Origin of the sequence: Cypionkella aquatica (assembly GCF_030161095.1) — a bacterium.
Taxonomy (GTDB): Bacteria; Pseudomonadota; Alphaproteobacteria; order Rhodobacterales; family Rhodobacteraceae; genus Cypionkella; species Cypionkella aquatica.
The window spans coordinates 120,077-134,566 of the sequence record NZ_BSPP01000008.1 but is presented as its reverse complement, the minus strand read 5'-3'; the positions used below and the strand labels follow the sequence as shown (position 1 = coordinate 134,566).

Genomic DNA, 14,490 nt, shown 5'->3' with positions numbered 1-14,490 from the left:
CTTTCCGGGTAGGGCGGAGTGGGGGTTTCACACCCCCACACCCCCGTGGGATATTTAAGCCAGTATGAAAGCCTCAGGTCTTGCGCGCGTCCACCTCCGCATTGAACAGCCGCAGCCTGTGGGTCAGGTTGTCGTGATTGATCACCGAGCTGTAGTTTTCAAACAGAAACGACAACGCTTCGCCCTCATCCAGACCGGCCTCTTTGGCAAAGGTTTTCAGGCGGCGATACCCGTCTTCGGTCATCGCAACCGGAAAGCGGCGGGTGAGGCGGAAGCGTTTCGGCATTGGTATCTCCATTTACCTTTGCATCAGCTTAGAACGCCTCTGCGCTTAGCGCCATCACAGGATCGGCCCCGCTTTCAATCCGCGCCAGATGCATCGCCGTCGCCGGCAGTTGCCGCACCATATAATAGCGCCCCGTTGCCAGTTTCGCGTTCAGAAAATCGGCATCATCGCCGCCGTCCAGCCCAGCGAATGCGGCTTTGGCGATCTTGGCCCACATCAGCCCCAGACAGGTATGCCCCATCATCGTCATGAAATCATAAGATCCCGCCAGCGCCGCATTGGGGTTTTTCATCGCGGTGTTCATAAAAAACATTGCAGCCGCCTGCACATCTTTCGACGCGGCTTTCAACGGATCAAGATAAGGCTGCATCCGTGCATCGGCTTCGTTTTCCTTGATGAAGCCCTTGATCAGCGCAAAGAACGCCATCACATGCTTGCCGCCGTCGGTTGACAGCTTGCGGCCAACCAGATCCAGCGCCTGCACGCCGTTGGCGCCCTCATAGATCTGCGCGATCCGCGCATCGCGGACAAACTGGCTGACGCCGTTATCCTCGATATAGCCATGCCCGCCCCAGATTTGTTGCGCCTGCACCGCCATCTCAAAGCCGCGGTCGGTCTGGAAGCCTTTCAGAACTGGGATCAGCAGCGACACGAGACCCTCGGCGGCTTCATCCCCCGAACGCACCGATTGGTCGATCATTGAGGCCGCCCAGAACGTGAACGCCCGCGCGCCTTCGACAAAGCTTTTCTGATCCATCAGGTTGCGGCGGATATCGGGATGCACGATCAGCGGATCAGCCGGGCCTTTGGTGTTTTGCGCACCCGTCACGTCGCGACCCTGCAAGCGATCCTTCGCATAGCCAAGGCTGTTCTGATACGCCGCCTCTGCCACCGCATAGCCTTGCAGGCCCACACCCAGACGCGCCTCGTTCATCATGGTGAACATCGCGCGCATGCCCTTGTGCAGATCGCCCAGCAGATAGCCCGTCGCGCCATCATAGTTCATCACGCAGGTGGCATTGCCGTGAATCCCCATCTTTTCTTCGACCTTGCCAACCGCCACGCCATTGCGCGCACCCAAGCTACCATCAGCATTAACCAGAAACTTCGGCACGATGAACAGCGAAATCCCCTTGGTGCCTTCGCCGCCACCCGGAGCCTTGGCCAGCACCAGATGAATGATGTTCTCGGCCATATCATGCTCGCCGGCCGAGATGAAAATCTTGGTGCCGGTGATCTTATAGCTGCCATCGGTCTGCGGTTCGGCCTTGGTGCGCATCAGCCCCAGATCGGTGCCGCAATGCGGTTCTGTCAGGTTCATCGTGCCGGTCCAGTCGCAACTGACCATCTTGGGCAGATAGGTTGCCTTCTGTTCAGCCGAGCCATGGGTATGGATCGCGGAATAGGCCCCATGCGTCAGACCCTGATACATGTTGAACGCCATGTTGGCCGAGACGAACATCTCACCCACCGCGGTCGCCATCACATAGGGCAGGCCCTGACCGCCGTAGTCGGGATCACAATCCAGCGCCGTCCAGCCGCCCGCTTTCATCGCGTCAAACGCCGCCTTGAAGCCTTTGGGCGTGCGCACCACACCATTTTCCAACACGCAGCCTTCCCGGTCGCCAACCGCATTCAGCGGCTCCAGCACGTCGGACGCAAGCTTTCCGGCCTCTTCCAGCACCGCAGCGGTAAAGCCTGCGTCCAGATCGCCATAGCCCGGAATGTCGCGGCCGCTGACCGCCAGCACATCATGCAGCAGAAATTGCATGTCTTTCAGCGGGGCTGTGTAGGTGGTCATGGCGTTACTCCTCAATGCGGCATGTCTGTTCGGCGGTGGTTGGCGCGTGCGGGTTGGCCTGTGCGGCTCTATTCGGCGGCAGCGCGGAAAGCGGCGAGTGCCGCACTTGCGCCCTGTAGTTCTTCTTCCAATTCGGCAATGGCGATCTGCAACTCGGCGGCTTGGGCTTTCATCTGTGCAAGACGGTCTTGGCCCAGATCAAAGGTGCGGGCCAATTGCGCCTGATTGCTGCCATTTCTGTTATACATATCAAGCAGCTGGCGAATATCTTCGAGGCTGAAGCCAAAGCGTTTGCCGCGCAGGATCAATTGCAACCTTGCGCGATCCTGTTTGGTGTAAAGCCGTTTGCTGCGCGACCGGATCGGCGCGAGCAGCTCTTTCGCCTCATAAAACCGCAAGGTGCGCGCGGTCACCTGATAGGTGTCGCACATCTCGCGGATGGTTAGGGTTTCAGCTGATGGGTCGATGATGGTCATAGCACTTCCTCGGCAAGGACTGCCGGGTAGATGGGGGCGTTGCCGCCATCATAGTAGAGTGCTTGACGTTAACGTAAATGTAACGTCACGTCAGTTTGCGCCATGACGTGATGTCAATTCTCGCCGAGTTTCCCGATTTCCAACGCCGCAGTATCCCGCAATGCCCGCAGATCGCTGATGCTGGTTTCCAGCTCGGCCCGTTGCCTGCTTAGATCGGCAAGTTGGCGGTCGGCCAGCTCTAGCCATTGCTTCAACTGAGTCGCGGTGCCTTCTTTACGGTAAATCAGCAGCCATTGGCGGATTTCCTCCAGACTGAAGCCAAACCGCCGACCGCGCAGGATCAGCGTCAACCGTGCCACTTCGCGCGCAGTGTAAAACCGCGCCCGCCCATCCTTTTCAGGGGCCAGCAGCTCGATATATTCGTAATAACGCAAGGTGCGCGGCGTGACCTCGAATTTCGCGCACATCTCTTTGAAGCTTAGCCTTGTCTCGGTCATTTGGGCCTCCGGGTATCAGACTAGGCTTTGAGCGCTTGCGGTGCAAGAATTGTAAGCGAGGTCTTGCACTTGGCCCGGCGCGCGCGATTATAGCGCTATGCCTGATATTCTGACCATCGCCCGCCAATTCATCGAAGCCCTGCCGTTTTCGCGCGCGCTGGGCATGCAACTGACCGAGATTGGCGCGGGCAGCGCCAGCATCGAGATGCCATGGGACGCCCGGCTTGTTGGCGACCCGGCAACGGGCGTGCTGCATGGCGGTGCGATTTCGGCGCTGATGGATACCGCTTCGGGGGCGGCGGTGATGAGCCATCCGGCGGCACCGATCTCTACCGCGACGCTGGATTTGCGGATTGATTACATGCGGCCAGCCAGCCCCGGCCAGCGGATCACGGCGCGGGCGGAATGTCATCACGTCACCAGATCGGTGGCTTTTGTGCGGGTGGTCGCTTGCGATGACGACAGCGCCCGCCCGGTGGCGATGGGAACGGGGGCGTTCACTTTGGATCGCCCGAAAGGCGGTGCTTCATGAAGCGGCCCGAACCCGTCGCACAGGTGAAATCGCGCCGCGATACCGCGCTGGCGGCTTTGGTGGGGGCGGTGCCCTATGTGCAGTTTCTGGGCATCCGCTTTGATCGGCGCGGTGACGAACTGACAGCGTGGCTGCCCTATGCCGATATTCTTATCGGCAATCCAACCCTGCCCGCGCTGCACGGCGGGGTGACGGCGTCGTTTCTGGAAGTAACTGCGCTGATCGGGCTGGCATGGAGCAGCCTGTGGGACGATTTGGAGGCGGGCCGGATTGACCCGGCGCGCGTCGCCGCAGGCGAAGTGCCACCGTTGCCGAAGACGATTGATTTCACCGTCGATTACCTGCGGGCCGGGTTGCCGCGCGATTGCTATGCGCGGGCAAGGGTGATGCGCTCGGGACGGCGGTTTGCCTCAGTGCAGGTTGAGTCCTGGCAAGACAACCGCGAACGACCGTTTGCCTTGGGTTCGGTGCATTGCCTGATGCCCGAGGCCGGTCTTATGCCTGAAGATCGCGCGTAAGCTGAAAGTGGTGCCGCCTCGGGTGGCATCGAGCCACCGCTCGGCGGCGCTGCCGGGCGAGGGGGGGCCACGCCGTGCGGGCGGAAAGGTGGGAGCGCTCCGCGCGGGAGTATTTCAGAAAGAGCAAGCTTTTGGGCGCGCGCAGCAGCTTATGTGCGGATATAGCGGAAGGCGGCAGAGGCGGCCCAACCGGCGAAGGCCGCCATCAGCAGCGACAGCACGCCATAAAGCAGCGGCTGTTGATGCGCGAGGTTGAACAAAAAGCGTTCCAACCCTGCTTTGCGCACCCCAATCAAGCGTTCTTGAGTGTCGAGCACTTTGCCGCCGCGCAGGATAAACAGCCGCACCTTGTAGTTGCCCTCGGTCAGGTTGGCGGGCAGGGCGACATCGGTGCGAAACAGCGTCTCATCCGCCAGCTGCACCGAGCGTTCGGCGATACGGTAGCGGCTTTCATCCAGTCGGATGCGTTCCAGTGCTGCGATGAATTCGGGGGCGTTCTCAGCCTCGTCGCTGATGCCGACGGCGCGGATCACTTGCGGGATGGTGATGTGGTGGCGTAGATCCTCGGTTTCCGACAGGATTGCGGGCAGTTTGTCGGTGGTTGCGACCGCGTAAAAGCTGGGCGCCGCATCCACCGTCACGGAAGAGCGGTTCAGCCAGATGCCTGCCACCTTTTCCTTGCGTCGGATCACCAGCCCGGTGCTGGGGCCTTCGACAGTTACGATCACTGCCAGCGGCGGACCTTCGGGTGGCGGCGCGTCGCGTTTCACAGCGCCATAGATCAGGATTTCCGAGCCATCGAAATTCGCGGTGATCTGCACGCGGTTCTGGCTGAGGCCGCTGACCAGCGCCTCATTGCCAAGCGCAGGGCTGACGAGCGCCAGCAGCAGGATCAGCGCGCGGATCATGGCAAAAGCCCCGGCGTCACGGTGAACAACTCGGCCGGTTGCAGCAGCAGATCCAGCGCGATCTTGAAGCTGACTGTCAACACAAGGATCGCCAACAGGATGCGCAGCTGTTCGGCTTTCAGCCGGGTTGACAGCCGCGCGCCGATCTGAGCCCCGATCACTCCGCCCAAGATCAGCAAAAACGCCAGCAGCATATCGACGGTCTGGCTGTTGATCGCATGCATGATCGTGGTGAAGCCGGTCACAAAGATGATCTGGAACAGCGAGGTGCCCACAACCACCCGCGTTGGCATGCCCAGCAGGTAGATCATCGCGGGCACCAGAATAAAGCCACCGCCCACCCCCATGATCGCCGACAGAAAACCCACCGCAGCCCCGATTGCCGCCGGCGGCAGCACCGAAATATACAGACCCGAGGCGCGGAACTTCATCTTCAGCGGCAGGCCATGCACCCAAGTGTGGATATGCGAGCGCCGGATCGGGGCCGCAGCACCCGCGCGGCGGGCGCGCAGCAAAGCCCGTGCGCTTTCCATGAACATCATGCCGCCGATCAGGCCCAGAAACAGCACATAGCTCAGTTGGACGAACAGGTCGATCTGCCCCAAAGCTGTCATCCAGGCAAACACCTGCACCCCGATGAACGACCCCGCAAAACCGCCCCCCAGCAGCACCAGCCCCATGCGGAAATCCACCGCTTTGCGCTTCATCTGCACCAGCACGCCCGATATCGACGAGGCCACCACTTGGTTCGCCCCTGTCGCCACCGCCACACCCGGCGGCACTCCGATGAACAGCAGCAGCGGTGTGATCAGAAAGCCGCCGCCCACGCCGAACATTCCCGACAGAAAGCCGACGACGCCGCCCAATCCCAACAACAGGAAGGCGTTGATCGAAACCTCGGCAATGGGGAGGTATATTTGCATTGGCCGTGGCCCGGAAACAGAAGGATTTTCTAAGCCATGCGCGGCTTTGCGGGCCTTGTCAAACTCTTGTGGCCATCAAGCTTGCGTGCGCAAAAAATGACGCAACACCTGTTCCAGTTTCGCCGCACCCAAGGGGGCCATCGCCTTGGTGTGCTCATGGCTGATCTGTTCATCCGACATGCCAGCAGCCATGTTGGTGATCGTCGAGATGGCAGCGACCCTGAGGCCAAGGAAACGCGCAAGGATCACTTCGGGCACCGTCGACATGCCCACTGCATCGCCGCCCAAGATCTTGATGGCGCGGATTTCGGCGGGGGTTTCAAACGACGGGCCGGAATACTAGGCATAAACGCCTTCGGGCAAAGCGACGTTGACGGCTGCCGCCGAGGCTTTCAGGCCAGCGCGCAACTCTGCGTCATGCGCGGTCGTCATCGGCACGAACCGCGCATCGGTTTTCTCGCCGATCAGTGGATTGAGGCCCGAAAAGTTGATATGGTCATTCAGCAGCATCAGATCGCCGGGGCGGATATCGGGGCGCAGCGATCCGGCGGCATTGGTGGCGATCAGGGCTTCGGCGCCAAGGGCTTTCAGCAGTGTCAGCGGCAGCCGCATCGCGGATGGGTTGCCGTTCTCATAGTAATGCTCGCGCGCGCCGAATACCGCGACGCGGATGCCTTCCAGATCGCCGATCACCAGATTTGGGTTGTGCCCCGACACTCCGACATGCGGAAATCCCGGCAGATCCGCGTAGGGGATCGCCACGCCTTGCACGGCTTGGGCCAGATGCCCCAGCCCCGACCCGAGGATCAGGCCAAATTTCACTGGGGCAGAGCCCGCACGGGCTTGGATGGTGGTGAGCAGCTCTTGCATGGCTTGCGTTCCGCTTGTTGCCGAGGCCGGGGTTTCACACCCCGGACCCCGTGGGATATTTAGAAACAGATGAAACGAGCGGTCAGCGCTCTTTCACATAGGGCTCGCCGCCCGCACGCGGTGGAATCGCTTTGCCGACAAAGCCTGCCAGCACCAGCACGGTCAGGATATAGGGCAGCGCATCCAGCATCGAGACCGGAACTTTGAAGCGCGCGATGCTTTCCACAACATCGGGGCGCAGGGCGAGCGCTTGGAAAAAACCGAACAGCATCGTTGCGCCCAAAGCTTGCCAAGGGCGCCACTTGGCGAAGATCAAGGCGGCCAACGCAATATAGCCGCGCCCGGCCGTCATCTCGCGCCCAAAGCCTGCTTGCAAGGCAGTGGCCATGTAAGCTCCTGCAATCCCACACAAAACCCCGGTGATCGCCAGCGCTGCGTAGCGCAGACCCACCACCGATACGCCTGCGGTATCCACCGCCGCCGGGTTTTCGCCCACAGCCCGCAGCCGCAGACCAAAGCGCGTGCGATATAGCACCCACCATGTCAGTGGCACAAACGCCACCGCCGCATAGACCAGAATGGAATGGCCCGAGATCACCTGATAATACAAAGGTCCGATCAGCGGTACGTCTTGCAGGCTTTCGGCGAAGGGCAGGGTGATCGGGTTGAAACGCGCCGCTCCGTCCAGTGGCGGCGTTCGCCCGCCTTGGCCAAACAGCGCCTGCGCCACCAGCACCGTGATGCCCGACGACAGAAAATTCAGCGCCACGCCCGAAATCAACTGGTTGCCGCGAAAAGTGATCGAGGCCAGACCATGCAGCCCCGAAAAGATCAGCGACGCGCCAATCCCCGCCAACAACCCGATCCAAGCCGAGCCTGACATCGCCGCGACCGATCCCGCCGCCATCGCCGCCGCCAGCATCTTGCCTTCCAGGCCGATGTCAAAAATTCCGGCGCGTTCCGAAAACAATCCGGCCAAGCAGGCGAGCAGCAGGGGGGTGCCCAACCGCACGGTTGACCCGAAAATCTGCATCAAGGTTTCATAATCCATCACGCCACCGCCTTTCGCCCAAAGCCAAAGACCCAGACCAGCAGCATCCGCACCATCTGATCCAAAGCGCCCGTAAACAAGATCACCAGCCCCTGCACCACCACCCGCATCTCAATCGGGATCGTGGTGTTCAGCCCCAAAGCCGCCCCGCCTTGATACAGGAACCCGAACAACAAAGCCGCCAGCAACACGCCCAGCGGATGATTTCGCCCCATCAATGCCACCGCGATGCCGATGAAGCCCGCACCTTCGGCCGAGTTCTGCAACAACCGCTCTGCCGATCCCATCACATTGTTGATCGCCATCATGCCCGCCAAACCGCCCGAGATCAGCATCGCAATCATGGTGATCTTCACCGGATTGATCCCCGCATATTTCGACGCCGCTTCCGATTTGCCAAACGCCCGGATCTGATACCCCAGCCGCGTGCGCCACAGCAAAAGCCACACCACCAAGCAAGCCGCCAAAGCAATAAACAGCGTCACATTGGCAGGCACGTTGGAATACATCTGCAACCCGGCCTTGGTCAGCTTTGGTGTGCCATCCGGGTTCATGCGGGCGAAAAACTCACTGATAAACGGCATGTCCGACAGCGCAGGCAGCTTGGCCCCCGCCGGGAACCGCGCCGAGGCCGGGTCCATCTGCCCGGCAGGCCGCAGCACATCGACCAGCATATAAACGATCAGCGCGCTGGCGATATAGTTGAACATGATCGTGGTGATAACGATATGGCTGCCGCGCTTGGCCTGCAAATAGGCCGGGATCGCCGCCCAAGCCGCACCAAACACCGCCGCCCCCAAACTCGCGGCCAGCAGCGCCACGGTCCAATGCGGCCAAGGCAGCGCCAGACACACCAACGCGACGCCAAGCCCGCCCAACTGCGCCTGACCCTCGCCACCGATGTTGAACAAGCCCGCATGAAACGCCACGATCACCGACAGCCCGGTAAAGATGAAACTGGTGGTGTAATACAGCGTGTAGCCCCAGCCATTGGCCGAGCCAAACGCCCCCTTCACCATGATCCCCAGCGCCGCCGTCGGGCTTTGCCCGATTGCCAGCAGCACAATCGCCGCGACCAGCGCCGCCAACAGCAAACTGATAAGCGGCACCAGAACCACATCGGCCCATTGCGGTAGTTTGTTCATCTCAAGCCTTCCCGCTTACACCGGCCATCAACAGCCCCAATTCGCGCTCGTTGGTGGTTTCAGGATCTGCCGTGCCCATGATCTGCCCGTCAAACATCACCGCAATCCGGTCGGAAAGCGACATGATTTCATCAAGTTCCACAGACACCAGCAAGATCGCCTTGCCCGCATCGCGCAGGGCCACGATCTGTTTGTGGATGAATTCAATCGCGCCAATATCCACCCCGCGCGTCGGCTGACCGATCAACAACAAGTCTGGGTTCTGCTCCATCTCGCGGGCCACGACGATCTTTTGCTGATTGCCGCCACTGAAATTCTTGGCAGCCAGCGTCGCTATCGGCGGGCGCACATCATAAGTCGCCATCTTCCGTTCGGTATCGGCGCGCAACGCGTCATTGTCCATGAACACGGCGTTTTTCTGATATTTCGGGTCGTTGTGATAGCCAAACGCCACGTTTTCCCAAGCGCTGAAATCCATGATCAGCCCCAGATGCTGGCGATCCTCTGGCACATGCGCAATCCCCGCCGCGCGCCGGGTTTGCCCATTTGCGGCCAAACCCACCAGTGGCAAATCCACGCCTTTCAGCGTGATCCGCCCGGTCGCCCGCGCGATGCCGCCCAACGCCTCAAGCAGTTCCGACTGGCCGTTGCCTGCCACGCCTGCGATGCCCAAAATCTCGCCCGCGCGGATTTCAAAGCTGACGCCTTTCAGCCGCTCGATCCCGTCATCGTCCTTCACCCGCAGGTTTTCTACCGCCAAAACCACCGCTCCCGGCGTGGCCTTCACCTTCTCGACCTCCAGCAAAACCTTGCGGCCCACCATCAACTCGGCCAGCGACTCAGGGCTGCTTTCAGCGGTCTTCACCGTCGCCACCATCGTGCCGCGACGCATGACGCTGACGTTATCCGTCGCCTCCATAATCTCGCGCAGCTTATGGGTGATCAGGATGATGGTCTTGCCCTGATCCTTCAAGCCGTTCAAAATCCTGAATAAATGGTCTGCCTCATCCGGGGTCAGCACGCCCGTCGGCTCGTCCAGAATCAGAATATCGGCTTGGCGATACAGCGCCTTCAAAATCTCTACCCTTTGCTGATGCCCAACCGACAGGTCTTCGATCAGCGCATCCGGGTCCACATCCATCTCATATTCGCGGCTCAGATCCCCTAGGACCTTGCGCGCCTTCGCCAGTGAAGTGTTCAACATCGGGCCATCCTCGGCCCCCAAGATCACATTCTCTAGTACGGTAAAATTCTGCACCAGTTTGAAATGCTGAAACACCATCCCGATACCGGCGCGAATGGCGCTCTGGCTGTCGGGGATCGGGGTCAGCTTGCCGTTGATATAAACCTCACCCGCATCGGCACGGTAAAATCCATACAGGATCGACATCAGCGTTGATTTGCCCGCGCCATTCTCGCCGATAATGCCGTGAATGGTGCCACGCGGCACGGCAATATTGATGTCCTTGTTCGCCTGAACCGGACCAAAGGCCTTCGAGATGCCTTTCAGCTCAATGGCATATGGAGTGAGGGCGGCAGTTGCCTGCCGCCCTCCATTATTGGCCGTAGCCACCATCAGAACGATCCAGCCGGGCAGCTGTTGTCGGACATGTAGTCATGCACAACCAACTCGCCCGATTTGATCTTTTCAGCCGCCGCATCGACAGCCGCTTTCATCTCTGGCGTCACCAGTGCTGCGTTGTTGTCGTCCATAGCATAATCAACGCCGCCAGCCTTCAGATCCATCACATTGATGCCGGGCTTCAGCTCTTCGCCTTCCTTGAACGCCTCATAGACGGCGTTATCGACGCGCTTCAGCATCGAAGTCAGAACCTTGCCGGGATGCATGTAGTTCTGGTTGCTGTCGACGCCGATCGACAGAATACCTTCATCCGCGGCGGTTTGCAGAACACCAACCCCAGTGCCGCCCGCTGCTGCATAAATCACGTCTGCGCCCTGCGATTTCTGCGCTTTCGCCAATTCCGCACCCTTCACCGGGTCATTCCAAGCCGCCGGGGTGGTGCCCGTCATGTTCAGAATAACCGTTGCATCCGGCTTCACAGCCTTCACACCCTGCGCATAGCCGCAGCCAAAGCGACGGATCAGCGGAATGTCCATGCCGCCGATGAAACCAACCGTGTTGGTCTTGGATGCCAAGCCAGCCATCATGCCAACCAGATAGCTGCCCTGATCTTCGGTAAACACCACCGATTTCACGTTCGGCTGCTCCACCACCATGTCGATGATGCCGAACTTGGTGTCCGGGAAATCCGGGGCCACGGTGTTCAGCACGTCACCAAAGGCAAAGCCGGTCATGATGATCGGGTTCGCGCCATCTTCTGCCAGCGACCGCAAAGCCTGCTCGCGCTGGGCTTCGGATTGCATTTCCAGCTCTTTATAGGTGCCGCCGGTTTCCTTTGCCCATTTCTCGGCGCCATTGAACGCTGCCTCGTTGAACGATTTGTCGAACTTGCCGCCCAGATCGAAGATGATCGCAGGTTCAGCCAAAGCCGCGCCCGCAGTCAGCGCCAAAGTCGCCGCCGCACCCAGCAGGTGTTTCATCAGGGTCATAGTTTTCTCCCGGTTTTACGTTTTTGTGTTCCCATCGCCGCACAGCCTCAAGGCCAGCACCAGCGCAGGTCGTGACGGATTTAGGACAGCGCTTTGAGGGAGGGTCAACAGGAATCTGAGGCTGACCTTGGGCGAAGCAGCCCGCAGTTTTGCGCAGACGCTAAAAATCAACCATTTGGTCAGAAAATGCGGCCAATTTATGCTCCAAGCCCGCGCCCAAGGATCAGGGCATCCATCCGCAAGCCCTCGGGCGTCTGATAATATCCGCGACGTTTGCCTTTTACCTCAAACCCCTTACGCGCATAAAGCCGCTGCGCGCTCAGGTTGCTGTCCAGCACTTCCAGAAAGACCGAATCGGCGGCGCGCAACCGGGCTTCGGCCAGAAACCCATCCACCAGGCGCCCGCCAATCCCCTGCATGCGCGCCTTTGGATCAACCGCAAGCGTGATCAATTCCGCTTCACCCGCCACCACCCGGCCAATCAGAAACCCATCCGCTTCGGTCAGCAAAAATGTGAAGCCATTGTCCAACGTGCTGGAGATCTCTGCCGCAGACCACGGCCGCGGTGTGGTGAAACAGGCCGCATGCAGTGCCGCCATCGCGTCAAACGCCCCGTCAAACGTCACGGGGCAACCAGATCAAGAATGACCGGCGGCGGATCACTCGGCGGGGCGGCATCCGCGCCACGCAAATAGAACGGCGCAGGGCGCGGCTGCACCACGCCGACCCGCCCCAACGCAATCCGCGCAATCGCCTCGGCAATCGGCAGGCTTTGCAACCCGCCAACACCCGCCACCGCCCCGTCAATCACGCCAACCGCATCGCCCGCAACAATCCGCGCCGCCCCGGGTCCGCCCGCGTCAAACCGCTGCACATAAACCTCACCGCGCCGTGCATCCTCGATCACAGTCACCGGGCGCGGCAATCCGTAAGCCATCGCTTCCAGCCGAGTCACGCCAATCGCTGGCACGCCAAGCCCCAACGCCAACCCGCGCGCCGCCGCAACCGAGATCCGAACCCCGGTGAAATTCCCCGGTCCAGTCCCCACGGCCACAGCCGTCACCTCGCCCAAAGCCACCCCAGCCTCGGCCAGCAATTCGCAGACCAAAGGCATCAACCGTTCAGCCTGACCCTTTTCCATCGACTCAGACTTCAGCCAGACCCGGTCGCCGTAAAGCAAAGCGGCGGCGCAATGCGCCGCCGATGTGTCAAATGCCAGAACAATCTCAGATTTCAAAGCAATCGGCTCCGCCTCAGGCCGCAACAGGGCGCACTTCCAGCACTTCTGGGATGTAATGGCGCAGCAGGTTCTCAATCCCCATCTTCAAAGTCAGGGTCGAAGACGGGCAGCCCGCGCAAGCGCCCTTCATATGCAGATAGACCACCCCACGATCAAAGCCGTGAAAGGTGATGTCGCCGCCATCCTGTGCCACGGCAGGGCGCACACGGGTGTCGAGCAACTCTTTGATCTGGTTTACAATATCGCTGTCTTCGCCGTCATGCGCCGCATGCGCCGCCTGACCTTCGCCTTCCATCACCAAAGCGCCCGACTGGAAATGTTCCATGATCGCGCCCAGAATAGCGGGCTTGATATGCTGCCAATCGGCAGCCTCGGCCTTAGTCACAGTGATGAAATCGGTGCCAAGGAACACGCCCGTCACTTGGCCCGTTGCGAAAATCCGCGTCGCCAGCGGTGACTTGCCCGCGGTTTCAGCACTCGGAAAATCAGCGGTGCCCATCTCCAGCACGGCTTGGCCCGGCAGGAACTTCAGCGTCGCCGGGTTCGGGGTGGATTCGGTCTGGATGAACATGATCTTTTCTCCGACAATTCCAGTCTGATATGCGCGCTCAACGCCGCGAAGTCAAGGATTAGAACCGTTCTAAATCAAGCAGACCTGCCGTCTCAGCCTCCAGCCCAGCTTGGCCTCGCCGTAGCCGCCGCAGCATCGCCCAGACAATCAGCCGATGCGCAGGGGGCCACCGGCAGCATATAGACCCGCCCGAACCAGTTATGCACCACAACTGAAGCCGTAATCGCCAACCGCGTCCCCTCAACCGTCACGCACGTCATCACATCCAGATGTCGATCCCGCGCAGTCAGCGACAACACCTGATCCTCGATATGCTCGATCAGAAAGAAATCGAGGTTGTCGCCAACCTCCGGCGTGCCCACCGCATCGCCTGAAAACCCGCCAATCCGCGCCACCCCAAACCACGACGAAATGGCATCGCGCAGCCAGAACGCGACCCCCAGCCCCGGCAAGGGCCTCGCCATCACCAAGCGCCACGCCTCAAGCGCTGTGATCGGGCCGGGCAGGGTGACGCTTTGGCTGTCCAAATACGCCAGCTTTTCCATCGGGGCGATCAATTGCGCATGGGGTGGAAGCAGCATCGGAAATCCTCGCTTTACCGCCACCATACCCCTATCCCCGCCAAAAAGCCTGAGACAGATAGCCTCACCCCACCCACCTCACCCCACCGCTCAACGCCGCCGTTCAGCTTGGAAAATGCTCGACATGGGTTTCCGCCGTGCGGCCAAAGTAAACCACGCGCCGCCCAAGGAATGACACGATATACCCAGCGCAGCCCGCAGCCTTGGCCTGTTTGCTGAACGCCGCATAGCTGTAGTCTGCCGGATTGGCCTGCGCCCATTTGATCAGACGGGCCAGTTCTGCCGCATCGAACGCCGCTTCGACAGGGCTTGCGGGTTCCTGCATTTCCAGCGCAACGCTGTCGCCATCCGGCAGATAGAAGGTTTGCGTGCTGCGACGGTAATCCACCGCATAGCTTTCAAAGCCCGCAGCACTCAGCCTGCCAACGATCTCGGGAAAGCTGAGATTGCCGCTATGGGCCGCGCTCAGGCAAGTTTCGGCAATAGTGATGCGTTCCGCGTCCATGGCGGTTCCTTTCTT

At 60.4% G+C, this 14,490-nt stretch carries 17 protein-coding genes and 1 pseudogene; 2 read left to right on the top strand and 16 right to left on the bottom strand.

The genetic code is table 11. The features are described 5' to 3' along the window. Positions 1-73 precede the first annotated feature (73 nt). The 4 genes from QQJ98_RS12785 to QQJ98_RS12770 all read right to left on the bottom strand — a co-directional run bounded on the left by QQJ98_RS12785 (position 74) and on the right by QQJ98_RS12770 (position 3,060). Positions 74-286 (bottom strand): hypothetical protein, encoded by a 213-nt coding sequence (locus QQJ98_RS12785; protein ID WP_284325736.1) that lies wholly within the window; start codon positions 284-286, stop codon positions 74-76. A 28-nt stretch (positions 287-314) separates the two neighbouring features. Then, the gene (locus tag QQJ98_RS12780; RefSeq protein WP_284325735.1) at positions 315-2,087 is read right to left on the bottom strand and encodes an acyl-CoA dehydrogenase C-terminal domain-containing protein; all 1,773 of its coding nucleotides are present in this window, start codon (positions 2,085-2,087) and stop codon (positions 315-317) included. Between the two features lie 68 nt (positions 2,088-2,155). Continuing rightward, complete coding sequence (locus QQJ98_RS12775) at positions 2,156-2,563, bottom strand: MerR family transcriptional regulator (RefSeq protein WP_284325734.1); 408 nt, start codon at positions 2,561-2,563, stop codon at positions 2,156-2,158. Positions 2,564-2,676: 113 nt separating this feature from the next. Further along, complete coding sequence (locus tag QQJ98_RS12770) at positions 2,677-3,060, bottom strand: MerR family transcriptional regulator (RefSeq protein WP_284325733.1); 384 nt, start codon at positions 3,058-3,060, stop codon at positions 2,677-2,679. Positions 3,061-3,157: 97 nt separating this feature from the next. On the opposite strand from QQJ98_RS12770, the gene QQJ98_RS12765 reads away from it, so the two are divergent. Continuing rightward, a complete protein-coding gene (locus tag QQJ98_RS12765; protein WP_284325732.1) occupies positions 3,158-3,592 on the top strand; it encodes a PaaI family thioesterase in 435 nt (144 codons plus the stop codon). Next, the gene (locus QQJ98_RS12760) at positions 3,589-4,110 is read left to right on the top strand and encodes a PaaI family thioesterase (RefSeq protein ID WP_284325731.1); all 522 of its coding nucleotides are present in this window, start codon (positions 3,589-3,591) and stop codon (positions 4,108-4,110) included. Before QQJ98_RS12765 ends, QQJ98_RS12760 begins: the two co-directional genes overlap by 4 nt. Positions 4,111-4,259: 149 nt before the next feature. Here QQJ98_RS12760 and QQJ98_RS12755 read toward each other — a convergent pair whose 3' ends face one another. The 12 genes and pseudogenes from QQJ98_RS12755 to QQJ98_RS12700 form a co-directional block, all read right to left on the bottom strand. Next, positions 4,260-5,018 (bottom strand): TIGR02186 family protein, encoded by a 759-nt coding sequence (locus QQJ98_RS12755; RefSeq protein ID WP_284325730.1) that lies wholly within the window; start codon positions 5,016-5,018, stop codon positions 4,260-4,262. Next, positions 5,015-5,941 (bottom strand): sulfite exporter TauE/SafE family protein, encoded by a 927-nt coding sequence (locus QQJ98_RS12750; protein WP_284325729.1) that lies wholly within the window; start codon positions 5,939-5,941, stop codon positions 5,015-5,017. Before QQJ98_RS12750 ends, QQJ98_RS12755 begins: the two co-directional genes overlap by 4 nt. Before the next feature lie 75 nt (positions 5,942-6,016). Then, a pseudogene (locus tag QQJ98_RS12745) lies at positions 6,017-6,811 on the bottom strand (purine-nucleoside phosphorylase). Positions 6,812-6,893: 82 nt separating this feature from the next. Next, positions 6,894-7,862, bottom strand: a complete 969-nt coding sequence (locus QQJ98_RS12740) for an ABC transporter permease (RefSeq protein WP_284325728.1) — start codon at positions 7,860-7,862, stop codon at positions 6,894-6,896. Beyond that, entirely contained in the window at positions 7,862-9,007 is a 1,146-nt protein-coding gene (locus QQJ98_RS12735) for an ABC transporter permease (RefSeq protein ID WP_284325727.1), read from the bottom strand. The genes QQJ98_RS12740 and QQJ98_RS12735 overlap by 1 nt, the downstream gene beginning before the upstream one ends. 1 nt (position 9,008) lies before the next feature. Further along, on the bottom strand, positions 9,009-10,583 hold the full coding sequence (locus QQJ98_RS12730; RefSeq protein WP_284325726.1) for an ABC transporter ATP-binding protein: 1,575 nt from the start codon (positions 10,581-10,583) through the stop codon (positions 9,009-9,011). Continuing rightward, positions 10,583-11,578, bottom strand: a complete 996-nt coding sequence (locus QQJ98_RS12725) for a BMP family lipoprotein (RefSeq protein ID WP_284325725.1) — start codon at positions 11,576-11,578, stop codon at positions 10,583-10,585. The genes QQJ98_RS12730 and QQJ98_RS12725 overlap by 1 nt, the downstream gene beginning before the upstream one ends. A 197-nt stretch (positions 11,579-11,775) precedes the next feature. Continuing rightward, entirely contained in the window at positions 11,776-12,204 is a 429-nt protein-coding gene (rimI, locus tag QQJ98_RS12720; RefSeq protein ID WP_284325724.1) for a ribosomal protein S18-alanine N-acetyltransferase, read from the bottom strand. Continuing rightward, a complete protein-coding gene (gene tsaB, locus QQJ98_RS12715) occupies positions 12,201-12,842 on the bottom strand; it encodes a tRNA (adenosine(37)-N6)-threonylcarbamoyltransferase complex dimerization subunit type 1 TsaB (RefSeq protein WP_431307817.1) in 642 nt (213 codons plus the stop codon). Before tsaB ends, rimI begins: the two co-directional genes overlap by 4 nt. Next, entirely contained in the window at positions 12,832-13,389 is a 558-nt protein-coding gene (locus QQJ98_RS12710) for a NifU family protein (RefSeq protein WP_284325722.1), read from the bottom strand. The genes tsaB and QQJ98_RS12710 overlap by 11 nt, the downstream gene beginning before the upstream one ends. Positions 13,390-13,481: 92 nt before the next feature. Then, positions 13,482-13,970 carry a DUF2867 domain-containing protein gene (locus tag QQJ98_RS12705; protein ID WP_284325721.1) on the bottom strand — a complete coding sequence of 163 codons (489 nt, stop codon included), beginning with the start codon at positions 13,968-13,970 and terminating at the stop codon, positions 13,482-13,484. A 103-nt stretch (positions 13,971-14,073) separates the two neighbouring features. Beyond that, positions 14,074-14,475, bottom strand: coding sequence for a DUF1398 domain-containing protein (locus QQJ98_RS12700; protein ID WP_284325720.1), 402 nt, complete (start codon positions 14,473-14,475; stop codon positions 14,074-14,076). Positions 14,476-14,490: the final 15 nt, after the last annotated feature.